The sequence below is a fragment of the Clostridium disporicum genome (assembly GCF_001405015.1).
GTDB lineage: Bacteria > Bacillota > Clostridia > Clostridiales > Clostridiaceae > Clostridium > Clostridium disporicum_B.
Window position 1 is genome coordinate 146,226 of sequence record NZ_CYZX01000003.1, and the last position, 23,595, is coordinate 169,820.

At 29.6% G+C, this 23,595-nt stretch carries 15 protein-coding genes; 1 reads left to right on the plus strand and 14 read right to left on the minus strand.

Translation table 11 applies throughout. The annotated features are described in order from the left end of the window. Positions 1-22: 22 nt before the first annotated feature. From ARA56_RS02985 to ARA56_RS03025, 9 genes are all read right to left on the minus strand, one after another. Positions 23-1,183 carry an iron-containing alcohol dehydrogenase gene (locus ARA56_RS02985; RefSeq protein WP_055263799.1) on the minus strand — a complete coding sequence of 387 codons (1,161 nt, stop codon included), beginning with the start codon at positions 1,181-1,183 and terminating at the stop codon, positions 23-25. A gap of 261 nt (positions 1,184-1,444) precedes the next feature. Then, entirely contained in the window at positions 1,445-2,782 is a 1,338-nt protein-coding gene (locus tag ARA56_RS02990; RefSeq protein ID WP_055263801.1) for an MATE family efflux transporter, read from the minus strand. A 105-nt stretch (positions 2,783-2,887) separates the two neighbouring features. After that, entirely contained in the window at positions 2,888-3,712 is an 825-nt protein-coding gene (locus ARA56_RS02995) for a MerR family transcriptional regulator (protein ID WP_055263802.1), read from the minus strand. Positions 3,713-3,916: 204 nt separating this feature from the next. After that, on the minus strand, positions 3,917-4,978 hold the full coding sequence (locus tag ARA56_RS03000; RefSeq protein ID WP_055263804.1) for a hypothetical protein: 1,062 nt from the start codon (positions 4,976-4,978) through the stop codon (positions 3,917-3,919). 352 nt (positions 4,979-5,330) lie between these two features. Continuing rightward, positions 5,331-6,251, minus strand: a complete 921-nt coding sequence (locus tag ARA56_RS03005; protein WP_055263806.1) for an exonuclease domain-containing protein — start codon at positions 6,249-6,251, stop codon at positions 5,331-5,333. A 137-nt stretch (positions 6,252-6,388) separates the two neighbouring features. Next, positions 6,389-7,798, minus strand: coding sequence for a glycoside hydrolase family 1 protein (locus ARA56_RS03010; protein ID WP_055263808.1), 1,410 nt, complete (start codon positions 7,796-7,798; stop codon positions 6,389-6,391). A 105-nt stretch (positions 7,799-7,903) separates the two neighbouring features. Continuing rightward, positions 7,904-9,766, minus strand: a complete 1,863-nt coding sequence (locus ARA56_RS03015) for a beta-glucoside-specific PTS transporter subunit IIABC (protein WP_055263810.1) — start codon at positions 9,764-9,766, stop codon at positions 7,904-7,906. A 545-nt stretch (positions 9,767-10,311) separates the two neighbouring features. Continuing rightward, a complete protein-coding gene (gene licT, locus ARA56_RS03020; protein WP_055263812.1) occupies positions 10,312-11,142 on the minus strand; it encodes a BglG family transcription antiterminator LicT in 831 nt (276 codons plus the stop codon). Between the two features lie 431 nt (positions 11,143-11,573). Next, positions 11,574-13,010 carry a 6-phospho-beta-glucosidase gene (locus tag ARA56_RS03025; RefSeq protein WP_055263814.1) on the minus strand — a complete coding sequence of 479 codons (1,437 nt, stop codon included), beginning with the start codon at positions 13,008-13,010 and terminating at the stop codon, positions 11,574-11,576. 380 nt (positions 13,011-13,390) lie between these two features. Here ARA56_RS03025 and ARA56_RS03030 point away from each other — a divergent pair, with 380 nt between their 5' ends. Further along, complete coding sequence (locus ARA56_RS03030) at positions 13,391-14,281, plus strand: MurR/RpiR family transcriptional regulator (protein ID WP_055263816.1); 891 nt, start codon at positions 13,391-13,393, stop codon at positions 14,279-14,281. A gap of 139 nt (positions 14,282-14,420) precedes the next feature. Here the strand turns inward: ARA56_RS03030 and ARA56_RS03035 are convergent, their stop codons facing one another. From ARA56_RS03035 to nudC, 5 genes are all read right to left on the minus strand, one after another. Then, positions 14,421-15,836: a 6-phospho-beta-glucosidase gene (locus ARA56_RS03035; protein ID WP_055263818.1), complete on the minus strand. Its 1,416-nt coding sequence runs from the start codon at positions 15,834-15,836 to the stop codon at positions 14,421-14,423. 268 nt (positions 15,837-16,104) lie between these two features. Next, positions 16,105-17,499 carry an MATE family efflux transporter gene (locus tag ARA56_RS03040; protein ID WP_055263820.1) on the minus strand — a complete coding sequence of 465 codons (1,395 nt, stop codon included), beginning with the start codon at positions 17,497-17,499 and terminating at the stop codon, positions 16,105-16,107. 215 nt (positions 17,500-17,714) lie between these two features. After that, positions 17,715-20,303: a methyl-accepting chemotaxis protein gene (locus ARA56_RS03045; protein WP_055263822.1), complete on the minus strand. Its 2,589-nt coding sequence runs from the start codon at positions 20,301-20,303 to the stop codon at positions 17,715-17,717. Further along, entirely contained in the window at positions 20,303-22,384 is a 2,082-nt protein-coding gene (locus tag ARA56_RS03050; protein ID WP_055263824.1) for an efflux RND transporter permease subunit, read from the minus strand. Before ARA56_RS03050 ends, ARA56_RS03045 begins: the two co-directional genes overlap by 1 nt. 309 nt (positions 22,385-22,693) lie before the next feature. After that, positions 22,694-23,527 carry an NAD(+) diphosphatase gene (nudC, locus tag ARA56_RS03055; RefSeq protein WP_055263826.1) on the minus strand — a complete coding sequence of 278 codons (834 nt, stop codon included), beginning with the start codon at positions 23,525-23,527 and terminating at the stop codon, positions 22,694-22,696. Positions 23,528-23,595 lie beyond the last annotated feature (68 nt).

A 23,595-nucleotide genomic window follows, 5' to 3' on the forward strand; every position in this document is an offset into this window, starting at 1 on the left:
TCTATTATCCAATTCTTAATTATTATAAACACATACCAAAAATCTTATAAACATCTTCTTGGTCTAAAGGTACATAAGCATATTGTAAATTTCCATGCTTAACTGCTGCAGCAGCCATTTCTTTAAATTTTGAATCATCAATTCCAACTTCTCTTAAAGTCATTGGAATACCACATTCCTTAAAGAAATTTTCTGTTGCATCTATTGCTTCATTAGCAAGAGCAAATTTATCTTCATTGTAAGGTAAATGCCATACATTTATTGCATAATCTACAAACTTATCAACAGTTTCATCATTTAATATATATCTCATCCAACTTGGTGTTAATATTGCAAGTCCTACACCGTGAGTTATATCATAATGAGCACTTAATTCATGCTCCATTGGATGACAACTCCATGCTCCAACTTTCCCGCTTCCAGTAAGTCCATTTAATGCCATAGAACTAGCCCACATTAAGTTTGCTCTAGCTTCGTAATTTGTTGGGTCTTTTAAAGCAATAGGACAATATTTTATGCAAGTCTCTAGTAATCCTTCTGACATCTTATCTTGAACATAAGCATCTTTAGTCTTCTTAAAATAATTTTCAAATACATGAGACATAATATCTGCTGTACCTGCTGCTGTTTGAATTGCAGGTAAAGTATATAAATATTCTGGGTCTAATATTGAAGTTTTAGGAGCCATACAGATTGCACCTGTTCCTAATTTCTCATTAGTATCCATCTTTGAAATAACTGCTCCCTTATTCATTTCTGAACCAGTTGCTGCTAATGTTAAAACTGTTACTATAGGTAGTGCATTTGTTATCTTTGATGAATCAAGAACTATGTCCCAAGTATCTCCTTCATAGTAATATCCAGCAGCTACTACCTTTGAACAATCTATAGTGCTACCTCCCCCTACAGCTAAAATAACATCTATATTATTTTCTCTACAAAGGTCTATACCTCTTCTTACAGTTTCAATTCTTGGATTTGGTTCGATACCACTTAATTCAACTATGTTAAAATCCTTTAATAATTCTTGAACCTTATCATATATACCATTCTTCTTTATGCTTCCTCCACCATAAGCAAGTAATACATTTCTACCATATCTTTTTAAAACTTCCGGTAGATTAGATATTTGTCCTTTCCCAAATAGCATCTCTGTTGGAGCGCCAAATCTAAAATTATCCATTTTTATTCCTCCTGTAATATTCACTAAACTTATTATTTTGCTTTGTCTAAGTTTTTACTCATATTTAATTAAATACGTATTTATATTCCTTGCTTAAACAACATCATGATATCTAATTTTTCTATTTTAATTCCATTATAAGGGTTATACTTAACTATAAGTCAATACTTTTATAAATTTTCCTAAATTTACTCAATAAAAAATAATGCAATTATCTTTTATTAAAATAATTGCATTATCTAATCTACTTACTATATTTTATTAACTCTCATACATTAAAGTTAATTTTCTATTTGATTTTCTTATATACCTAAATGCTACAACTACTGTAAATACCTCACTAAAAGGTACTGTTAGCCATATTCCAACATCTCCAAAAATCATAGGAAGTAATACTATAAATATTACTATTAATATAGCGCCTCTTAAAGCTGATATAATAGCAGAAGTTTTTGCATCTTCTATAGCAGTAAAATATGCTGACGATAAAATATTTAATCCATTTACTATAAACGCTATAGAGTAAACTCTAGTTGCTTCTACCGTTAAGCTAACTAAAGAATCATCACCTTCTGTAAACATAGCAATAAGTGTTTCTCCTCCAAATGCCATAAGTATAGTACTTAATACACCTATTATAGAAATAGTTATAACTGAAATCTTCATTAATTTTTGTATACGGTCTTTGTTTTTAGCACCATGGTTAAAACTTATAATAGGACTTATCCCATTACATATACCTGAAAATACAGCTGTTACTAATGAAGATATATAAAGTATTATCGAGAAAGCTGAAACTCCCATTTCTCCTATTTTTATCATTAACACAATATTAAAAATATAATTTGAAAAAGCTACAGCAAACTGAGTTATTCCCTCGGAAGAACCGTTATAAAATATCTTTATTACCTTCTTTATATCAAAGCTAGTTTTAACAAACTTAAGTATTGAATCTTTCCTTAAATATTGAACTAAAGAAAATATAAATCCTATTGTAAAAGCAAGTCCTGATGCAACTCCGGCACCTGCTAATCCCCATCCAAATTTCACTATAAATATATAATCTAATACTATATTAAGAGCCGCTCCAATTATATCTGCTACCATAGCATGATTTGGCTTTCCCATTACCCTTAAGTTTGCACTTAAATAAGAACTCCCTACAAACGTTGCTAGAAATAAGCATAGAGCTCTTAAATACTCAATAACTAATGGCATAAGCTCCTCACTTGAACCTAATATTCTAGCAATAGTAGGTGTAAATGCCAAAGTAAACACAGATAAAGCTAAAGTTATAGCTGTAAGTATATAAAATGCTAAACTAAAACTCCTTCTTGCTTCTTCTTTATCTCCTCTTCCTAAATCTATACTTGTTATAGTTCCTCCACCTATTGCGACCATAGTTCCAAGTGCCATTGCAACTCCAAAGAAAGGCATAGCTAAATTTACTGCCGAAAGTCCAGCAGCTCCAACTACATTACCTACAAATATCCCATCTATCACTATATAAAGTGAAAACACTATCATCGCAATTACTGAAGGAATTGAATACTTAACAAACAATTTTCCTATTGACTCTTTTCCTAATGTTAAATCCATACAACCACTCCTCCATAAAAGATAATAAGGTATAGTGTAACACTATAGTCAACTTATTTTTATCTTTAATTTATAGGATATGACTATATAGAAATTTAGTTGTTTTTATATCTTTACTTTTATTGATATCTTAATTAAATATTCATCATATCCCGAAACCGACAATTCATCTAAAAGTACATCTTCATAAAAATAACCTTCAAGCTCTAAATTGTTATCCTTAACGAATTTAAGTATTCTCTCATAGCTTTGATCTATGGTATAAAAACCTTTATTATGATATGCAATTAAATATAATCCTGCTTCTTTCTTATATAGCTTTATATTTTCATTTCCTTCATAAATTCGTGTATAGAAATAATCATAATTTTCATACATACCTTTTTTTATATTTTCTAAATGTATCATTTCTCCCATACTATGTGGACTATATATTTCATTTTTATCACAATATTTAACATGATTAGCTATCGCCTTTGCAAGACTCTTTTCATTTGTTACATTACAACATTCCGTTAAAACTAATAATTCTTCTTCACATCTTTCAATAGAAATTTTATTTGTATCTATATTAAAGATATCTTTTGTTATAGAAAGCTTTCCCTCTATTACTTTCTTCATTTTAATCAAAGAATTAATTTTTTCATCTATTATATTCTTCTCCTTTTCAAGAAGAGAAATAAGTTCCTTTGGACTTCTTTTATCCAAATATGATTTTATATCTTTTAACGACATATCAAGTTCTTTTAAAGTAGATATAACATAAAATACTTCGATTTGAAAAACAGAATAATATCTATAATCATTATCTAGTTTTATTTCTGGAGAAAATATTCCTATCTTATCATAATAAAATAACGTATGCTTAGTAACACCTACAAGCTTTGCAAACTCACCGGTAGTAAAATAATTTTGTTTATTTTTATTCATATTTAAAGCACCTCAATAAATAAATTATACTTTTACACATTTAATTACACAATAAATCTCACATTCTACATATTATATATTATCTTAATTTCCTTATAGAAGTTATTTTACATATGCACAAAAATTATATTATTTATAAAAAAAGAAGAGTAATTTCTTTATGGTTTTTACCATTTAGAAATTACTCTTTACATTTACTCTATACTATTTTGCAGCTTTTGCAGCTTCGATTACAGCAGTAATATATCCTGTTGTATCAGCTAAAGTACATCCACTTACAGCATCAATAACTTCTTCTGCAGTCTTTCCAGTTACTTCTTCTAATTCAGATATTTTCTTTCCTTCAACGAATTCTTGAATAGCATCAAAATTAGCATCTATAGCAACAGTTGAACCTGCTTTTTCTGCCATATTCTTTGAATAGCTTTCTGCATTAGCACGTTTTGAACCTAACACTTTTCCTTCAGCATAGTTTTCAGCTAAATCAGCATCACTGTTTGCTACTCCTGTAGTAGTATCAGCAGCCATATATTGTAACTCATCAATATATGCTAAAACTACTTCATCACCATTAACTAATACAGAAGTTATAGTAAAGCTCTTTGTTCCGTGAGCAGCAGAATAAGTTTGTGCTAAAGTTAAATCTTCAACATTACCATCAAATTCTACTCCTGTAGTTGAATCTGCTTGTTTTGCAGCTTCTAAAACAGCTTGAATATATCCTGTAGTATCAGCTAAAGTTGCACCTGTTACAGCATCTACAACTTCTTCTGCGCTCTTTCCTACTAGCTCTTCTAATTCAGATATTTTCTTACCTTTTACAAAGTCTTGTATAACATCAAAGTTTGTAGCAATTTCTACAGTTGAACCTGCTTTTTCTGCCATATTCTTTGAATATGTTTCATTATTTTCTCTCTTAGAACCTAATACCTTACCTTCAATTACATTATCAGCCATTCCTTCACTATTTGGAACACCTGTTGAAGTATCAGCGCTCATGTATTGGAATTCATCAATATATGCTGAAACTATTTCATCACCACTAACTACAGTAGTTACAACAGCAAAAGCTTTTGTACCATGTGCAGCAAAGTTAGCTTGACCAATTTTTAAAGTTACTTTCTCAGCTGGTGTTTCTGCTGGAGTTTCAGTTTGAGTATCATTTCCGCTTTGAGCAGTTTCATCGTTTCCTTTACTTTGACAACCAACCATTCCTATAATTACAGCAGCTGCTAAACATAAGCTTAAAATTTTTTTTGCTTTCATTTTTTCTCCCCCTAAAATATAATACATTTTTGCTTAAATATAGTTGTATTTACTTATATTTCTATTTAATTATATTTGCCATTTACTATTAAGTCAATATTTTTTGTTATATTTTTAACTCTATATTTTTCAGTTATTATTTTAGTAAACTTTTTCTTTTTATATTTATAGTGGTTTATTTTTTTATATAACTATTTTTTTAAATTCTATTTTGACATTTTTTTATCATTTATTTCGATAAAAAAACTCCTCATTTTACAAAAAACACAATTACTTTTAAGTTAAAATGAGGAGCAATAATAAATATTTATTATCTAAAAACTTTAAATATATTAACCGAAGAGCAATATAATTATTTACATTTAAGTAAAAACTCATCTTCATTCATAATTATTATATTTTGTCCTTTAGCCCTTAAATCAACTGCTTTTCTAAGCTTGATACTCATTTCTTCTCTCTGCAGACTTTCTATATCTTTAGTATTAGTTATTAATATTGTTGTTTTTTTAGTTACTGAACTACCAATAGAGCCCCCAAGCTTTCTAACTAATCTACTTGCTTCTTCTCTACTCATTGATCCAAGTCCTCCAGTAAACACAATTACTTCATCCTTGAAAGCATCAAAATTGTAGTTATCATTTTTTATTTCTCTAGAAAATATTTTACCTGATGTTCTAAGCACTCTTCCCTTTGTAAATGATGGTGTATATCCATCTTTATTTACTGTACCTAAAGTAACTCCTATGAACTTTGATATTTCCATTATATCTTTTGTCTCTAACTCCTCTGATATATTAAGTAGTATATTACTACAAGCAAGAGCATCAGCTAAAGCATCATGGTGATTAAACTCATATCCTAAAAACTTATTTACTGTATTAAGTTTTGCATTATCTAGTTGTTTATAAAAGTTTCTTGCAAGCTTCATAGTGCATATATAATTAAATTTTGGTGCTTCTATATTATAAAGTTCTAATGTATTTCTTAATACCGACACATCAAAAGATGCATTATGTGCGATTATTAAATTGTCTTCATTAAAATAATGCTTAATTTTATCCCATATCTCATTAAACTCAGGCTCATCTTTTACCATAGCTGGCCTTATCCCATGAATCCCTATATTTATTGGCATAAATCTCATTTCTTTTGGTTTAATAAGATAGTGTATTTTTTCTACTACCTGTCCACCTTTAACAATAACAATCCCTATAGAACAAGGACTATTTCTTTTCTCATTAGCTGTTTCAAAATCTATAGCTACAAAATCCATCTATTTTCTCCTATAATAACTCAATAATTTAACATGTTTATTATACTAGTTTAATCATTATAAAAATATAGTCTTCTAAAAAATAAAAAACTGCCAAGCTGGCAGTTTTTCTTCAAATTCTAATTATTAACTCTTAACTATTTTAAGCTTCCACCGTTAGTTGCAATAACTTCTTTATACCAATCAAAGCTTTTCTTTTTATATCTTTCTAATGTACCAGTTCCATCATCATTTCTATCAACGTATATGAAACCATATCTCTTTCTTAATTCAGCTGTTGATGCAGATACTAAATCAATACATCCCCAAGTAGTATATCCCATAAGTTCAACACCATCTTCAATAGCTTCAGCTACTTGAACTAAGTGATCATTTAAATATTGAATTCTGTAATCATCATTAACTGTCTTATTTCCATTTTCATCAGTGATTAATTCATCCTTAGCTCCAAGCCCATTTTCAACGATGAATAATGGTTTTTGATATCTATCATAGTAGTAGTTTAATATATATCTTAACCCTTGAGGATCAATTTGCCATCCCCAATCTGAAGCTTCTAGGTATTGATTTGGTACACCTGCTATTAAGTTTCCTGCACCCTTTTTGTTTAACTCTGGATCTGCAGTAGCACATGAACTCATGTAGTAGCTGAATGAAATAAAGTCTACTGTATTCTTAAGTATTTCTGCATCTCCTTCTTCAAATTTAATTTCTATATTATTTTCTTTGAAGTATCTATTCATATATCTTGGATATTCTCCTCTAGCATGGATATCTCCAAAGAATAATGTTCCTCTATCTTCTTGCATTGCTTTTATTATGTCGCTTGGATTTGGAGTTAATGGATAATTTGGTATTCCAAGAATCATACATCCAATTTTAAATTCTGGATTTATTTCATGACCTATTTTAACAGCTAATGCACTTGCAACAAGTTCATGATGCATTGCTTGGTAAAGGTCTTGCTTACTTAATTCCTCTTTTGGTGTTAAAATTCCAGCACTCATGATTGGGAAATGTAATGCTGAGTTAATTTCATTAAACGTTAACCAATATTTTACTTTATCCTTATATCTTGTAAATACTGTTCTTACATATCTTTCAAAGAATCCTATAAGCCTTCTATCTGTCCATCCATTATACTCTCTTGCAAGGTGTAATGGTGTTTCATAATGAGATAAAGTAACAAGTGGCTCTATTCCGTACTTAGCTAATTCATCAAATACATTGTCATAGAATTCTAATCCTTTTTCATTTGGCTCTAAATCATCACCATTAGGGAATATTCTTGACCACGCTATTGACATTCTAAATGTCTTAAATCCCATTTCAGCAAATAATTTTATATCTTCCTTATATCTATGATAAAAATCTATCCCTATAAGTTTCATATTATCTTCTGTTGGCTCTTCTGTCATTGGTCCTGTTATACCCTTTGGCAGTAAATCCTGGATTGATAATCCTTTACCATCTTCATTATATGCACCTTCAAATTGGTTTGCAGCAGTAGCTCCACCCCATAAAAAACCTTCTGGAAATCTATACATTTTAAAATCCTCCATCTATTACTTTTATATAAAACTATCATTTTTAAAGGTCTAAGAATTTTTTCTTAGACCTCTAAACTATTATAAATTTACTTTATTTATCCATTAAATCATAACTGTTAATAAGTCTTCTTCTCTATTTATATCTTTCTTATCTGTTCCTATTATATCTAAGTAATTATCAGAGTTAGAAACTATTACCGGTGTAGTTACAGGGTATCCTGCTTCTTTTATTCCCTTTATATCAAACTCTAATAAAACTTGTCCTGCTTTAACTCTTTCTCCTTGTTTTACTTTAGGAGTAAAGCATTTTCCTTCTAACTGAACTGTATCCATACCAACATGTATTAAAATTTCTGCTCCCTTATCACTTGTAATACCTAATGCATGATGTGTTGGGAATAATGTTGTTAATGTACCATCTACTGGAGCAACAACTTTACCTTCTTTTGGTTCTATAGCAACACCTTTTCCTAATAACCCTTGTGAAAATACTTCATCTTTAACTTCGCTTAAAGGTAAAACATCTCCTTTAATCGGACTAACTATAACTTCTTGTTTAACTAATGCATCTTTATTATCCTTATTTTCTACCTTTTCAACTTTACCATCTGTCATATCTTCTGGGCTTAATTTTGTAAAGTACATTAATAGAAATCCTACAATTAAACCTGCTATACTAGCTACAATAATACCTAAGAATGATTTATCTATACCTGATGGTCCTATAAATGTTGGAATTGCAAATATCCCCATTCCACCAACCATGAAAATTTTTGAACCAAATATACCTAATATTCCACCTGTTACCGCACCACCAATACAGCTTAGTATAAATGGTTTCTTTCTTGGTAATGTAATACCGTAAATAGCTGGCTCTGTAACACCAAAGAATCCTGAAATAATTGATGGAATACATAATGATTTTAATTTTTTATTTTTAGTTTTTGCCGCTATTGCCATAACTACACCTGTTTGTGCAAAGCAAACTGCAATTGAAGCTGCTAATATTGGATCGTATCCTAAAACTGCTAAGTTATTCATTGCAAGAGGTACTAATCCCCAATGTAAACCGAACATAACGAATACTTGCCAGAATCCACCAATAAATAAACCTGCTAATACTGGACTAAAGTTATAAACTGCTAAAGTTATATCACCTAACCAATTTGAAGCTATTGTAGCTACTGGCCCAATTACCATAAATGTTACTGGAACTACTAATAATAAAGTAAGGAATGGTACTATAAAAGTTTTAATAACATCTGGAACAATTTTCTTAAATAACTTTTCTACTTTTGATGCAAGGAATATGGCTAATATTATTGGAATAACTGTTGATTGATAGCTACTTGATGGCATTACTACTGGAATTCCAAGGAAGGTTACAGTTGTACCTGCAAGAGCTGTAATTGATGGATAAACCATCGCAGCACCAATTGCCATACCAGTAAATTGATTTAACTTAAACTTCTTAGCTGCTGTAAATCCTAAGAATATTGGGAAAAAGTTAAATAAACAATCACCTATTGAATTTAGTATTATATAAGTAGAATCTGTTTCTGCTAATAATCCTGTTGCAATTAATATGGCATTTAATCCTTTAATCATACCTGTAGCACATAATACCCCAAGTACCGGTTGAAAAACACCTGAAATTATATCTATAAACCTATCGAAAGGCTTCATCTTTTCTTCTGATTCTTCAGAACTTTCTGTTGCAAGTCCTGCTACCTTTACTACATCTGCATAAACGTCTGGTACATGATTACCTATAACCACTTGATATTGTCCACCACTTTTAACTACTGTAACAACACCATCCATAGATTTTAATACATCTGTATTTGCTTTATTTTCATCCTTTAATTTGAATCTTAATCTTGTAACACAATGTGTTAGACTGTTAATGTTACCCTTACCGCCAACATTTTCGATAATATCTTTAGCTAACTTTTCATACTTCATTATTTACATCCCCTTTTCAAAATTATTTTTTTATTTGATTTTCATTAATTTATTTATTAAATTTCCCTAAGTCTAGTAAACGATAACATAATTATTGCTATACTATCTCTTACTTAACTTGATTTTGTATATAAAAAGGCAAGACCAAATAAATAGAATAAATTGATATAAAATCTAACTATTCTACTAAATTTGGTCTCGCCTGCTTTACCAGTAACAATCCGTATTAAATTTTCTTTATTTTATCTTAACTTGTTTTACTTTAGTTAAACTTACATTTAAATATAAAAAAACCTCAATTAATCAAAATAGATCAAATACAAATCTATTCTCATTAATTAAGGTCTCGCCTGGTCGAACCAGTAACAATCACATATTCATCTGTGAACATTTAACTTACCTTTATTTTATATGATTCTGTAAAGCTTGTCAATACTTTTATAAAATATTTTTATTTTACAGTTTATCTTTTATTTAAAACAAACTCCTATAAAACTCTATAAGGAGCTTGTTTTAAACTTTCTTTAGTTACTCTAACTAAAAAACTATTTGCTAGTAATTCTTTGTACATGCAGCGTTAAATATAATTTTTCTTCATCATCTAATTCTACATTCAAGTATTTTTCAATCTTAAGCATACAGTTATATGCATCTTCATATTTCATCTTAACTTGTTTTAATAAAAAATCATCATTTTTAGGTTCAATCTTATCTTTTCGATTTAACCTTTGAAAGAAAAATCTCAAGTGGGTTACAAATCTTTCATAGCTTAATGACTTCTCATCAAGGCTTATATTATACGTATATCTTACTATGTTTAATATATCTTGAACCATCTTAGCCTGTTTTGCAACATCCTGAACCTTGTCACTATTTTTATTAACTTGTGCATTTATTAGATGAAGAGCAATATTCCCTGCTTCATCTTCAGGTAGTTCAACTTCTAGTTCATCTTTTATAAATTCAAGAGCTTTTTGTCCAACAGCATACTCCTTAGGATAAAACTTTTTAATCTCCCATATTATTACGTTAGGTCTATTGAAACCTTCCTTTTGAAGTTTTAAAACATTATATATATGGTCTGTTAATGTAACATATATATAATCATTTAGTGATCCATTTAATATATTTTTAGCATATTCAATAATATCATAGCAAAGTGATACTACATCTGGTTCAACATCCTCTAGTAAAAGCTTAAATCTTTCAGATGCTTCCTTTTCTTTTAATATAAATGTCTTTTCTACTTTAGATTGGTCTAAAATCTCACCAACACTCATTTTAAATGCAATTCCACATCCCATAGCAACAACTTCGCGGTTAGCCGAATCCTTAGCTACTACAGCGTTGTTATTAAATATTTTCTTTATTATCATGCTAATCCTCTCCATCTTACTTGCCGAATTTAAATTACCATTAACTTACTCTTCTGTTATATATAATATTATCATGTTTTAAGCTTATATTTCAATCCAACTTCCATTAAATAACATATATATTATTGTAAAATTAAAAAAAGACCTCAACTAATCAATAGAGAAAGACTAATTCTCTACTCATTAACTAAGGTCTCGCCTGATCGAACCAGTAACAATCACATATTGACTTATAAACTTTTAATTCGTTTACATTGTAATATTTTTTCTTACAGCTTGTCAATACTTTTTTAACTAGTTTTAGTTATATTTTAACCAAAATATTTCCTTTAAAAATTTATATAATATACGGTATTTACTAAGGTACATTATATATAGAATCTATTATTTCTAATAAACCTGTACCTATGTAAATACCTCTTAAAAGAATATTATTCTAAATCATCTCCATTAGAAGCTATAACCTTTTTAAACCAATCAAACGAGTCCTTTTTACTTCTTTCTAAAGTCCCTTTGCCTTCATTATCTCTATCTACGTATATAAATCCGTAACGTTTCTTCATTTCTCCTGTAGTAAATGATACACAGTCAATACATCCCCATGGAGTATATCCCATTAAATCTACACCATCTTCTTCTACTGCAATTTTCATTTGCTCAATATGAGCTTTTAAATAATCTATTCTATATTGATCATGACATGAACCATCTTCTTCCTTCACATCAATAGCTCCAAATCCATTTTCAACTATAAATAATGGTAACTCATATCTTTCATAGAACATATTTAAAGCATAACGTAATCCTTCTGGATCAATTGCCCATCCCCAATCAGATACTTTTATAAATGGATTATCTACAGAGTGCTCTCTTGAACCATCTGTAATAGTAGAAGTATCTCTATGAGCAGTTGAATCAACAGTATTACTCATATAATAACTAAAACCAATATAATCAACAGTTCCTTCTTTTAATGCCTTCTTATCATCTTCAGTTATCTCTACATTGAATCCTTTTCTTTCAAACATCTTTAATGCATAAGCTGGATAATGTCCTCTTACTTGTACATCACAGAAGAAAAATCTATCATGCATAGCTTGCTGAGCTAAAACCATATCAGCTGGTCTGCAGCTAAATGGATATATTGGAACCATAGCTATCATATTTCCTATTTTAAATTCAGGGTTAATTTCATGTCCAACTTTTACAGCTAAGGCACTTGCTACTAATGTATGATGTCCACATATATACATTGCTTCTTCTGGGTTTTCATAATTTCCAAAATGTGCTCCTGAGTTAGTCCATCCAAATATATCATTTTTATAGTTCATTTGGTTATTTATCTCATTAAAAGTCATCCAATACTTAACTTTATCTTTATATCTTTCAAAACAAACCTTTGCAAATTTAACAAATAAGTCAATTGTTTCACGACTCATAAATCCGCCATATTCCTTAGCAATATGATATGGCATTTCAAAATGACTTAATGTAATAACTGGTTCTATACCGTACTTTAATAATTCATCGAAAACATTATCATAGAACTTTAATCCTTCTTCATTTGGCTCATTTTCAATCCCTAATGGAAATATACGAGTCCAAGCTATAGAAGTTCTAAAACATTTAAATCCAAGCTCTGCAAATAATGCTATATCCTCTTTATATCTTCCATAAAAATCTATTCCAACATGATTAGGATAGTAATTTCCTTCAACTACACCATCAGTAATTACTCTTGGTACTCCATGAGCTCCTGCTGTCATAACATCAGCTACTGATAAACCTTTAGATGTATTTAATACTCCACCTTCAAATTGATGTGCAGCTAAAGCTCCACCCCATAAAAAATCTTTACCTAATGACATATACTCTCCTCCAAATCTATAAAAACATCTCTAAATAAAACCTTAGAAATATTTTATCGCCTCTTGTAGTTTCATTATATAAAATATCTACATACTATCAATAATTCTGATTATTATTGAAATATCGTTCGAAATTTTTTCAATAAATCCTTAAAAATCTTCAAACATCATTTTTAAATTTATCTAATACCAATTATTTATTTACATATTTCCAATAATATTCAAGCACTAAATATCTTTTCATAATACTAAATATCGTGAATTAGGGTATAGTATCATATTATAAAATATGTTACTTATATCTTTTATTTTATTAGTTTATATATTAGACTTAATTAATACACTGGATTAAAATATCTAATTTTATAAGGAGCATAATTATGTTAATTATCGAAAGACTTGAACAATGTGATTTTTCAGCTTCTGAAAAAACATTAATAGATTATATACTTAAAGCTAAGGAGTCTATTAAAGATAAAACCACTAAAGAAATAGCAAAAGAAACCTTTACTTCTGCTTCTACTCTAGTGCGAATAGCTCAAAAACTTGGTTTTTCTGGTTGGAATGAACTTAAAGAAAGTTATTTAAAAGAATTAGAATATTTAAATAGCCACTTTGATTCTATAGATGCCAATATTCCTTTTAATAAAAATGATAGTATTCTTTCGATTGCAAATAAAATAGCAAATTTACAAAAGGAAGCTATACAGGATACACTTTCCTTAATCACCTATAAAGATTTAGAAAAAGCTATTAAAATAATAACAAATTCAAGCTATATAAACTTATTTGCTGTTAGTAATAATGCATTGATAAGCCAAGAATTTAAGCATAATATGTCTAGAATAGGTAAAAGAGTAGAAATGTGTACATTACAAGGAGAACAGACCTTTGCTGCTTATCTTGCAGAAAAATCCTCCTGTGCCATGATTATTTCTTATTCTGGTGAAACACCTTCTTTAAAAAATGTTGTCAGTGCCCTAAAGCATAAAAATATACCTATTATAGCTATTACAAGTATAGGTGGTAATTCATTATCTGAAGATGCTGACTGCGTTCTTAGAATATGTACTCGAGAAAAACTATACTCAAAAATAGCTACATTTACTACAAGTACTTCTATTGAGTATGTTTTAAATGTAATATATTCCTGTATTTTTTCTTTAAATTATGACCAAAACTTAAATTCACGTATTAAAGCTTCTCATTATATAGAATCAGGTAGATATTCTACAGTCGATATAATAAAAGAAGATTTTAAGGATAAATAGCCTTAAAATCTTCTTTTTATATATCAGAAATGCAATAAGTATTTTTAGTTAATCAAAATACACTTACATCCTGATACTATTACTTTATAAAATAAATGCTTTAATTTATTATAATTTATATTTTATCTATTTCTATTAACTAAACAAGTTCCACAACTTTGTTTTCTCTTTCCATTATTTCCATAACAACAGGGTCGTTGCTTCTAATACCTTGTTCTTTTAACTCAGCAATCTTTTCTGCAAATTGTGGCAAATATTTAGCATGAGCTACTAGCATTTCATCTAGAACTGTTTTAGCAATTGCTCCGCCTTTAACTTGTGGATTTAGTAAGAATGCTTGTAAAGCTAGTCCGTAATCACCGTTTATAGCAGCTTCTATAACACATTCTTCCATAGCCTTCATAACTTGAATCCATCCTTTTTCTGCTGAATTTAATTTACCCCAAGCAACTGGCATAGCTCCTGCAGCAGTAATATATGAAGTAACTTCAACTATGCTGTCTGGTGCTAAATCAGGAATTGCACCATTATTTTGTGTACTTACTACCATAGGTATTTTCTTATCATTATAAATAGCATTTATACATTCACAAGCTGCATCACTATAGTGTGTTCCACCTCTCTTTGTTAATTGCTCTGGCTTATAGTTAAGGTTTGGATCTTTATATAGTTCAAATAATTCAGCTTCAGTTTTCTTAACTTGCTCTCCTCTTGTACCTTCTCCATTAAACTCTTCAAGTCCATGTTCTAACATCTCATCTTGTAAGTAGTAATATCTATGATATCCACAAGGAATAATATTCATTTGTTCTAATTGTTCTCTTAAGAATTTAATATTATGAATATTAGCAGGAGTTCCATCATCCTCTTTTCTATCATACATATTCTTAATTATTTCAGCAGTTACATCATTTCCTTGTTTATCAGACACTTTATGCCAATGGAAGTGATTTAATCCAGCAAATTGGAATATTAACTCATCTTCTTTTTTATCTATTAACTTAGGTTCTCCCATCATTGCACCTACTGGTACATTACAAAGACCTATACATTTCTTCCATCCACCATGCTTAATAACAGCTTCAGTAACCATTCCTGATGGGTTAGTAAAGTTTATTAACCATGCGTTTGGACATAATTCTTTCATGTCTTCCACTATATCTAATATCACTGGAATAGTTCTAAAAGCTTTAAACATTCCTCCAGCACCATTTGTTTCTTGTCCTAACATACCATGACTAAATGGAATTCTTTCATCCTTTATTCTTGCATCTAAAAGACCAACTCTAAATTGAGTAGTAACAAAATCGGCATCCTTTAAAGCTTCTCTTCTATCTAATGTCAAATGTACTTTTACATCATGTCCTGAAGCATCCCACATACGTTGAGCCATCGCTCCAACTATTTCTAACTTTTCTCTTCCAGCTTCAACGTCTACTAACCAAAATTCTCTTATTGGTAGTTCGTGATATCTATTTATAAATCCTTCCATTAATTCTGGAGTGTAACTACTTCCTCCACCTATTGTAACTATCTTTATTGGTCTTTTTTCCATAATTAATTTTCCTCCCATTCCCTTTTTAAAAAATATTTTCAACTTGTCGTTAAAACCTTTTCTTTACACTTATTATAGAATTAATTATCCAGTAACTATTTTCATTTTTTGAAATTATTGTTTCATTATATACATTTTCATTTTTTGAAAATAATACCTTTCTGTAGTAATCATATATAAAAATTCAACTATTAAACTAAAGCTAACTATGTATCTCCATAAATCACTACCTTTAATCTAACTCTCTTACTTTTTAATCTCTTAGTTCTTAATTTGCATTATCCACTATTAACTCACCATATGCTTTATCATTACTTTTGCTTGAAGTAGGCAGTTTTACTTTAATAAACCTTCTAAAATACATCCCATTAGTTACTGTTGTTAATAAATCTGAAATTGGCTCTGCAAGTACAACTGCCATAAGCTTATTTGGTAACAACATAGGTAAAACATAAATTAAAGGTATTAATAATATTATTTTTCTATAAAATGCAAAGAAAAATGATCTCTTGCCTTCACCTAGCGAATTATACGTTTGCTGGAATGTTGAGTTTGCACCCATTATCATACAACCAAAAATATATATTCTAAGCATACTCGCAGCTTGATTTAGCAATATCTCATCATTAGTAAATATTGATATAAACATCTTTGGAAATAATTCCATTAACATCGTTCCTAAGAACGAATATATTAAACATACTACAATAGCTAATTTTATTGTTTTTCTAACCCTATCATAATTCTTAGCTCCATAGTTAAAGCTTATAATCGGCTGAGAACCTTGTGCTATACCTTCTATAGGCAATAATATAAATTGGAACATAGATATCATTATTGTCATTGAACTAACTGCTATATCTCCTCCATATTTTAATAACTGACTGTTAAAACATATTATCAAAAGCCCTTCTGTTGAGCTCATAAAAAATGGAGCTGAACCTAAAGTAACTATTTGCTTCATTATATTTCTGTTAAACATTAAGTATTTTCTACGTATTCTAAGTAATGTTCTCTTACCAAACAAAAAGCTTAATACCCATAAAAATGATACAAATTGAGATATTACTGTAGCTAATGCTGCTCCTTTAGTTCCCATATTGAATCCAAAGATGAAAATTGGGTCTAATATTATATTTAATATTCCACCAATTATTATTGTCATCATTCCAAACTTAGCAAATCCCTGAGTATTTATATAAAAGTTCATACCAACTGTTAATTGAACAAAAGCTGTTCCTAAAGCATATATTTCCATATACTCTAAGGCATAAGGTAAACTATTTTGACTAGCTCCAAAAAGTATTAATATTTCTTTGTTAAATAATAAAATTAATATTGTTATTATTACTGATGAAATAATTAATGCCATAAAACTATTAGATATTATATTATCTGCCTCATCTGTATTATTTTCTCCCATCTTTATAGCTGCTAATGGTGCTCCCCCTCTCCCAAATAACCCTGTAAATGCAGTAATTATAGATATAATTGGTACACATACACCTATTCCAGCAATAGCCATTATTCCATTATCCATTCTTCCTATATACATTCTATCTATCATGTTATAAAGCAAAGTTACCACCTGTGCGCAAATAGCTGGTATTGCTAAAGATGTTAAAAGTTTTGGTATTTTTTCATGTTCTAATTTATTCCCCATATATACTCACTTCCTAAAACGTATTTTAAAATCTAAATATATGGTATTATAATGTCTTCATAAAATAAACGTATTACACCAATCTTTGAACGACATTTTAAAATTTTGCTAATTTTTATTTACTAATTCTAAACGCCATTTTAATAAAACAAAAAAACTTTAAGCCAAAATATCAGCTTAAAGCTTTTTTAAATATAATATTTAATTTATTAATTTTAGTGGAATAGATTTTTTATTCTTGAAATTATTCCATCTTTTTTAGTTTCATTTTCTGTTGTTTCAGTAGTTTTATCATTATTTTTTTCGTCAGTTACTTCCTTATCATTACATTTTACCGAATTACTTCTCATAATGAACTTAACTGCCCCATCCATATGCTCAGATAAACCTGAGTATACTCCATACTCTTTTGACATTTGAACTAATTCATCTTTAACTTCTACAAATCCATCTATAGAATCAAGAACTGTACTTCCTTTATCAGTTATTTTATCTAAACCTTCCTCTTTAAGCTTAGAAACACCATCATAAAGCTCAGATGTACCATTTTCTAATTGGCTAGTTCCTTCTAATATTTGAGAAGATGCTGTTCTTAAATCATTAGCTCCTGTAGCTAAACTATTTCCTCCATCAGCTAATTGTGAAACACCTTCACTTAAGCTTGTTCCACCTTTAGCTAATGCGGTAGTTCCATTATATAAAGTTCCTACTGCATCATTAATCTTCTTAGAATTGTCATTTAGCTCTTTAGCTCCATTTACAAGCTGATTACTACCAGCTTGTAACGCTGTTGTTCCCTCTTGCAACTGAGTTGTTCCTGCTGATAGCTGAGTACTTCCTGCATATAATTGACCTACTGCATCATTTATCTTACTTGAGTTTGAATTTAATTCATTAGTTCCAGCTAATAAATCACCACTACCTTTTGTCAATTTTGAAATACCAGTTTCCAAGGCATCAGTAGCATTTGCTAATTGTTGGCTTCCTGCATAAGCTAGACCTACACCATCTGACATATTTGCCGCTCCTGATTTCAAATTTTCTCCATTACTAATTAACTCTTCAAAATTTCCATTTAAATATTGAGAAGTTTGTAAAGCTGTATTTAATCCTTCAGCTAATTCATTAGCTGAAGTAGCTGCTGTACTCAAACTACTACCTAAAGTAGCTAATCCACTCTTTTGACCTTCTGATACCTGTGATATTCCTCCACTAATTTGTTGAAGTGATTCAGTTAATTCTGGGTTAGTGTCTCCTAGCGCTTCTATTATTTGATTTAAGTTACCTGCAAGTCCATCTAAAGTCTCTGTACTTCTAACTAATTCTCCCAATCCTTCACTACCGCCTGAAAGTCCATTACTTAGAGCCGCTGCCCCTTCTGAAGCTGTGGTTATTCCATCATTTAGTTTAGAATATCCACTTTGAAGTTTTACAGAGTTATCTACATAATCAGTTACCCCATTTGCAAGAGTTTCTCTACTTTGGTCTAGCTGAGCAAGTCCACTATTTAAATCTGTTATTCCTTTAATTAATGTTGGTGCTTGTTCTCCTAAACTACTTATTCCATCATTTAAATCACTTGCACCTTTTGCTATACTAGATACACCTTCATTAAATGTCTCATAATTACTTTTAACTTGACTCAATCCATCTTCTAATTGTTTTGAGCCATCTACTAAAGCTGGGACACTATTGTTCAATGCATTTACTCCACTATCTAAAGCAGTTGCTCCATTTGATAATGTTGCTACACCTTCATTAAATAATGCATAATTATCTTTTATTTGTCCAGCACCATTCATTAATGCATTTGCTCCTGTAATCAATTCTGGGACCTTACCATTTAATTCAGCTATTCCACTATTTAATTGAGTAGCTCCATCTGCTAAAGTGCTTACTCCATTATCAAAAGTTTTATAATTACTAGCTAGTTCTTTTTGTCCTTCTAATAACTCTTTACTTCCAGCTAAAAGTTCTTCACCTCCATCCTTAAGATCATTCAATGAATTTCTTAAATCATTTATAGTTTCTGAACCCTTAATTTCCTCTAACTCCTCACTTGAAGTAGTTACAAGCATCATAACTGCTGGAATTTCAAAATTCGTTGTCTCACCTGTTATTTCTATTGAATCTTTTAAGTCTAAATCCATATTAATATCTTCATTATCATCAAATAAATTATCTAAATCTAGAGATTCTTTAAGACCTGGTAGAGAAATAAATGTTATAAATGAATTATTACCATCATTTAATATTTTCCCTGTATTTACTTTAACATTTGAAAAATTATCATTAGATAAAGTTAATTCTGTGGCACTTAAAAATGGTGTATATAAAGTCCTAGTTTTTCCACTTATCACCTTTGTTTTACTTTCATTATTTGTTAGAGTTAAAGTAATCTTAAATTTTCCTGACTCCCCTAATACATCCTTAGGATTTACTTCTTTTCCATTCAACTCATATTTAATTGATAATGATACCGGTAATTTATTATTTGTTTCTCCCTGGTAATAAAGATCTGTTGTATCAATATCCCACTTTAAAGTATCTCCATTTAAAACTGGTTCTTCATCACCTTTAACATTTTTAACATTTTTCAAGTTTGATTTATCTGTAAAATTTCCTAAAGTTTCATCACTACTTATCCAATCACTCACTATTTGCTTTGTTGGATTTCCGTTTTCATCCAATAATACATAAACAGTTTCATCTTTTTTAATATCTTGTGCAAATGCCATTGTTGATGTTGTAGTTGCTATCAAAGTTGCTAAACATATAATCTTTTTTGATAATCCTTTATTCATTACTCTTCTCCTCCTTCAACACATTCAACAAAGTTTTTACTTGTTTTAACTATTATTTTTTCACAAAGTAATAAGATGCCTGGAAGTATGAACAATATAACAAACATACTTATTATTGCTCCTCTTGCCATCAATGTGCATAATGAGCTAATCATCTCCATATCTGATATAATTCCAACTCCTGCTGTTGCCCCAAAAAATGTTAAAGCGCTAGTTACAATTGATCTTGTTGAGCCTTGAAGCGCTATTCTCATAGCCTCTTTCTTATCTTTATTCTTTGCAAGTTCTTCTTTAAATCTTGATGTTAACAATATTGCATAGTCAACAGTTGCACCTAACTGGATAGTTCCAATTACTATGGATGCTATAAAAGGAATGCTTGTATTCATGTAATATGGAATACCAAGGTTTATATATATTGCAAGTTCTATTGCTAAAACTAAAATTATAGGTATTATTGGTGATTTAAATATAATTAATATAATTATGAATATTGCTATTATTGATACAAAGCTAACCATCTTAAAATCAGTATCTGCTATATCTATCAAGTCATTTGTCAATGGAGCTTCTCCACCTACTAACCCCTCTGGGTCATATTTTTTAACAATATTATTTATTTCTTCAAGTTGAGCTGTTACTTCTTCTGATGCTGCTTTATATTCTGAGTTAAGCATTATTTCTTCATATCCACCATTTTTTATCTGATCCAATAACTCTTCTGGAATAAAGCTTTCAGGAATTCTTGGCCCTAATATATCTTCAAGTCCAATTACTGAAGTAACCCCATCAACAGATTTCAACTCCTTAATCATTTGATTAACTTTATAACCATCTAAATCTTCGTCTACAAGAATAATATTAGTAGACATCATATTGTACTCTGTTTTTAACTTGCTATTAGCAACTATTGATGGTAAATCTTTTGGAAGAGATTCATCTAAATTATAATATACCTTTGTATTTCTATACCCTATTAATGCTGGTATTAAAATTAAAGCCCCAATCAATACTAAAACCTTATTATGATTTATAACCCAAGCTGATGATTTTTCAAACTTAGGTAAAACTGTTTTATGTTTAAATTTATGAATAGCTTTATCAAATACCAGTATAAGTGATGGTAGTACTGTAACCGTACATATTAATCCAAATACTACACCTTTAACCATTACTAGCCCTATATCTTTACCTAGAGCTAACTTCATAACACATAAAGCTAAGAATCCAGCAATAGTAGTAAGTGAACTTCCTGCTATTGATCCTATGGTTTTTTCTATAGCTGATGCCATAGCACTTGTATTATCTTTTTGAATCAATCGTTCTTCATCATATCTGTGTAATAAGAATATTGAATAATCCATTGTCACACCTAGTTGTAATACAGCTGATAAAGCTTTTGTAATATATGAAATTTCTCCAAACCATATATTAGTTCCCATATTATATATAATTGCAATTCCTATACTAAGTAAAAATATTATAGGTGTTAGAAAAGATTCCATAGTTAACGCTAAAATTACTAGTGAAATAATAACTGCTATTAATATATATATTGGTGCTTCCTTATCAGCTAAATCCTTAGTATCTTTAATAACTCCAGCTACCCCACTTAAAAAAGCTTGTTTACCTGTAATATCTCTTATCTCTTGAACTGCCTCTTGTGTATCTATATCTGCATCTGTTTCACTTAATTTAACAATCATAAGAGTTGAATTATCCGAGAAAAGCATGTCCTTAACACTAGAAGGTAAAATCTCTATTGGTACTGAAATATCTAAAGCATCATTTATCCATATAACTTCATTTACTCCCTTTACCTCTTCAACCTTTTCCTTTAATTTCTCAACATCTTTATTCTCCATGCCTTCTACTATCAGCATGGCTAAGGAACCACAGCCAAATTGTTCTTTTAGAATCGATTGCGCTTGCCTTGTTTCTAAATCACTTGGCAAATAGCTTAAGATATCATAATTTACTTTCGTACTAAAATAACCAAAAGCTGATGGTATTATCAAAATAAATGCTAATACTAGTATAACTACTCTATTTTTAGCTATTATCTGTGATAGTTTTCTCATAAAAGTTTACCCCTTTCTTTTACTTCCAACTGATTTTATAACAATTGTTATTTTTTTACAATTTTAATTTCCAACTTTCTCACTTTCACTTTTGGTTTATTTTTTCATTTAATCCTTTATATAATGCTCATCCTTTACTTTGCTCTTTTTTTCTCTTCTTTTCTTCTGCTAAATTTCTAAGTTAGCTATTTTGCTATATTCTGCATTTCAACATTTCTGTCTATACATTCAAAGTTAATAATTTATTCAATCATTATGTTGTAAAAATTAATTATCGCAAATTAAAAGAGCCGTTATAAAACGACTCTATCATATTTTACCCACTCTAAAGAACTCTATCATTTCTTTTGTTAAGCTAATATTTAATTCTGGTTTAGGTATATCCTCTCTCTTAATCCATATTGCTTCAGCTAACTCATTTTTATCTAACGTTATTGTGGAATCTCCATCTAAATCCACAAAAAATCCTGATAAAACTGATCCAGAAAGTCCCCAAGGCTGACTTTTATAGTATCTAATATTTTTAACCTTAAGACCTACTTCTTCCATAACTTCTCTTCTTACAGTTTCCTCTAAAGATTCTCCTATCTCATTATATCCCGCTACTAAAGCATAGTTTTTATAAGGCCCTTTAGCATATCTAGTTAAAAGCATCTTATCACCATCTATTATCCCTACTATTACACCTGGTGATATTCTTGGATATCTAATATTATTGCAATTATTACATACTAATGACCTTTCCTTATCACTATGTGCCATTATACTTCCACATCTTCCACAATATCTATTAGTATCGTACCACATATAAAGATGATATGAAGTAAATCCAGCAAAAGCCATCCATTGAGGCTTCATAGTTCTAAATACTTGTATACTCTCCCTTACAAAAATTTCATTTTCTTTAACATCTGCCTTTAGCGCCAAGAAAAACCTTTTTTCATCTATAGTAAACATATATATTAAATGCTCTAAACCATCTAATACTCCCATTACTTCTTTATACTTAGGTATTCTTTTTTCATTACCATCTTTTATTAATATAGCCTTGTTTTCTTTAAAAGCTACTATATAATCATTACTTCTAACTTCAAACTTTCCATAAGTACTATTATACTTATGTGGTTCTATATCCTGTATCATAAGCTTCCCACCCTTTCCTCAGTGTTATTTCTGCTACTAAAAAAATAGCCCTATTATACTTAATAGTA

Bases quoted from the DNA above. Each gene is read 5' to 3' on its own strand.
- ARA56_RS02985 (WP_055263799.1), bottom strand. From the start codon at position 1,183: ATGGATAATTTTAGATTTGGCGCTCCAACAGAGATGCTATTTGGGAAA.
- ARA56_RS02990 (WP_055263801.1), bottom strand. From the start codon at position 2,782: ATGGATTTAACATTAGGAAAAGAGTCAATAGGAAAATTGTTTGTTAAG.
- ARA56_RS02995 (WP_055263802.1), bottom strand. From the start codon at position 3,712: ATGAATAAAAATAAACAAAATTATTTTACTACCGGTGAGTTTGCAAAG.
- ARA56_RS03000 (WP_055263804.1), bottom strand. From the start codon at position 4,978: ATGAAAGCAAAAAAAATTTTAAGCTTATGTTTAGCAGCTGCTGTAATT.
- ARA56_RS03005 (WP_055263806.1), bottom strand. From the start codon at position 6,251: ATGGATTTTGTAGCTATAGATTTTGAAACAGCTAATGAGAAAAGAAAT.
- ARA56_RS03010 (WP_055263808.1), bottom strand. From the start codon at position 7,798: ATGTATAGATTTCCAGAAGGTTTTTTATGGGGTGGAGCTACTGCTGCA.
- ARA56_RS03015 (WP_055263810.1), bottom strand. From the start codon at position 9,766: ATGAAGTATGAAAAGTTAGCTAAAGATATTATCGAAAATGTTGGCGGT.
- licT (WP_055263812.1), bottom strand. From the start codon at position 11,142: ATGATAATAAAGAAAATATTTAATAACAACGCTGTAGTAGCTAAGGAT.
- ARA56_RS03025 (WP_055263814.1), bottom strand. From the start codon at position 13,010: ATGTCATTAGGTAAAGATTTTTTATGGGGTGGAGCTTTAGCTGCACAT.
- ARA56_RS03030 (WP_055263816.1), top strand. From the start codon at position 13,391: ATGTTAATTATCGAAAGACTTGAACAATGTGATTTTTCAGCTTCTGAA.
- ARA56_RS03035 (WP_055263818.1), bottom strand. From the start codon at position 15,836: ATGGAAAAAAGACCAATAAAGATAGTTACAATAGGTGGAGGAAGTAGT.
- ARA56_RS03040 (WP_055263820.1), bottom strand. From the start codon at position 17,499: ATGGGGAATAAATTAGAACATGAAAAAATACCAAAACTTTTAACATCT.
- ARA56_RS03045 (WP_055263822.1), bottom strand. From the start codon at position 20,303: ATGAATAAAGGATTATCAAAAAAGATTATATGTTTAGCAACTTTGATA.
- ARA56_RS03050 (WP_055263824.1), bottom strand. From the start codon at position 22,384: ATGAGAAAACTATCACAGATAATAGCTAAAAATAGAGTAGTTATACTA.
- nudC (WP_055263826.1), bottom strand. From the start codon at position 23,527: ATGATACAGGATATAGAACCACATAAGTATAATAGTACTTATGGAAAG.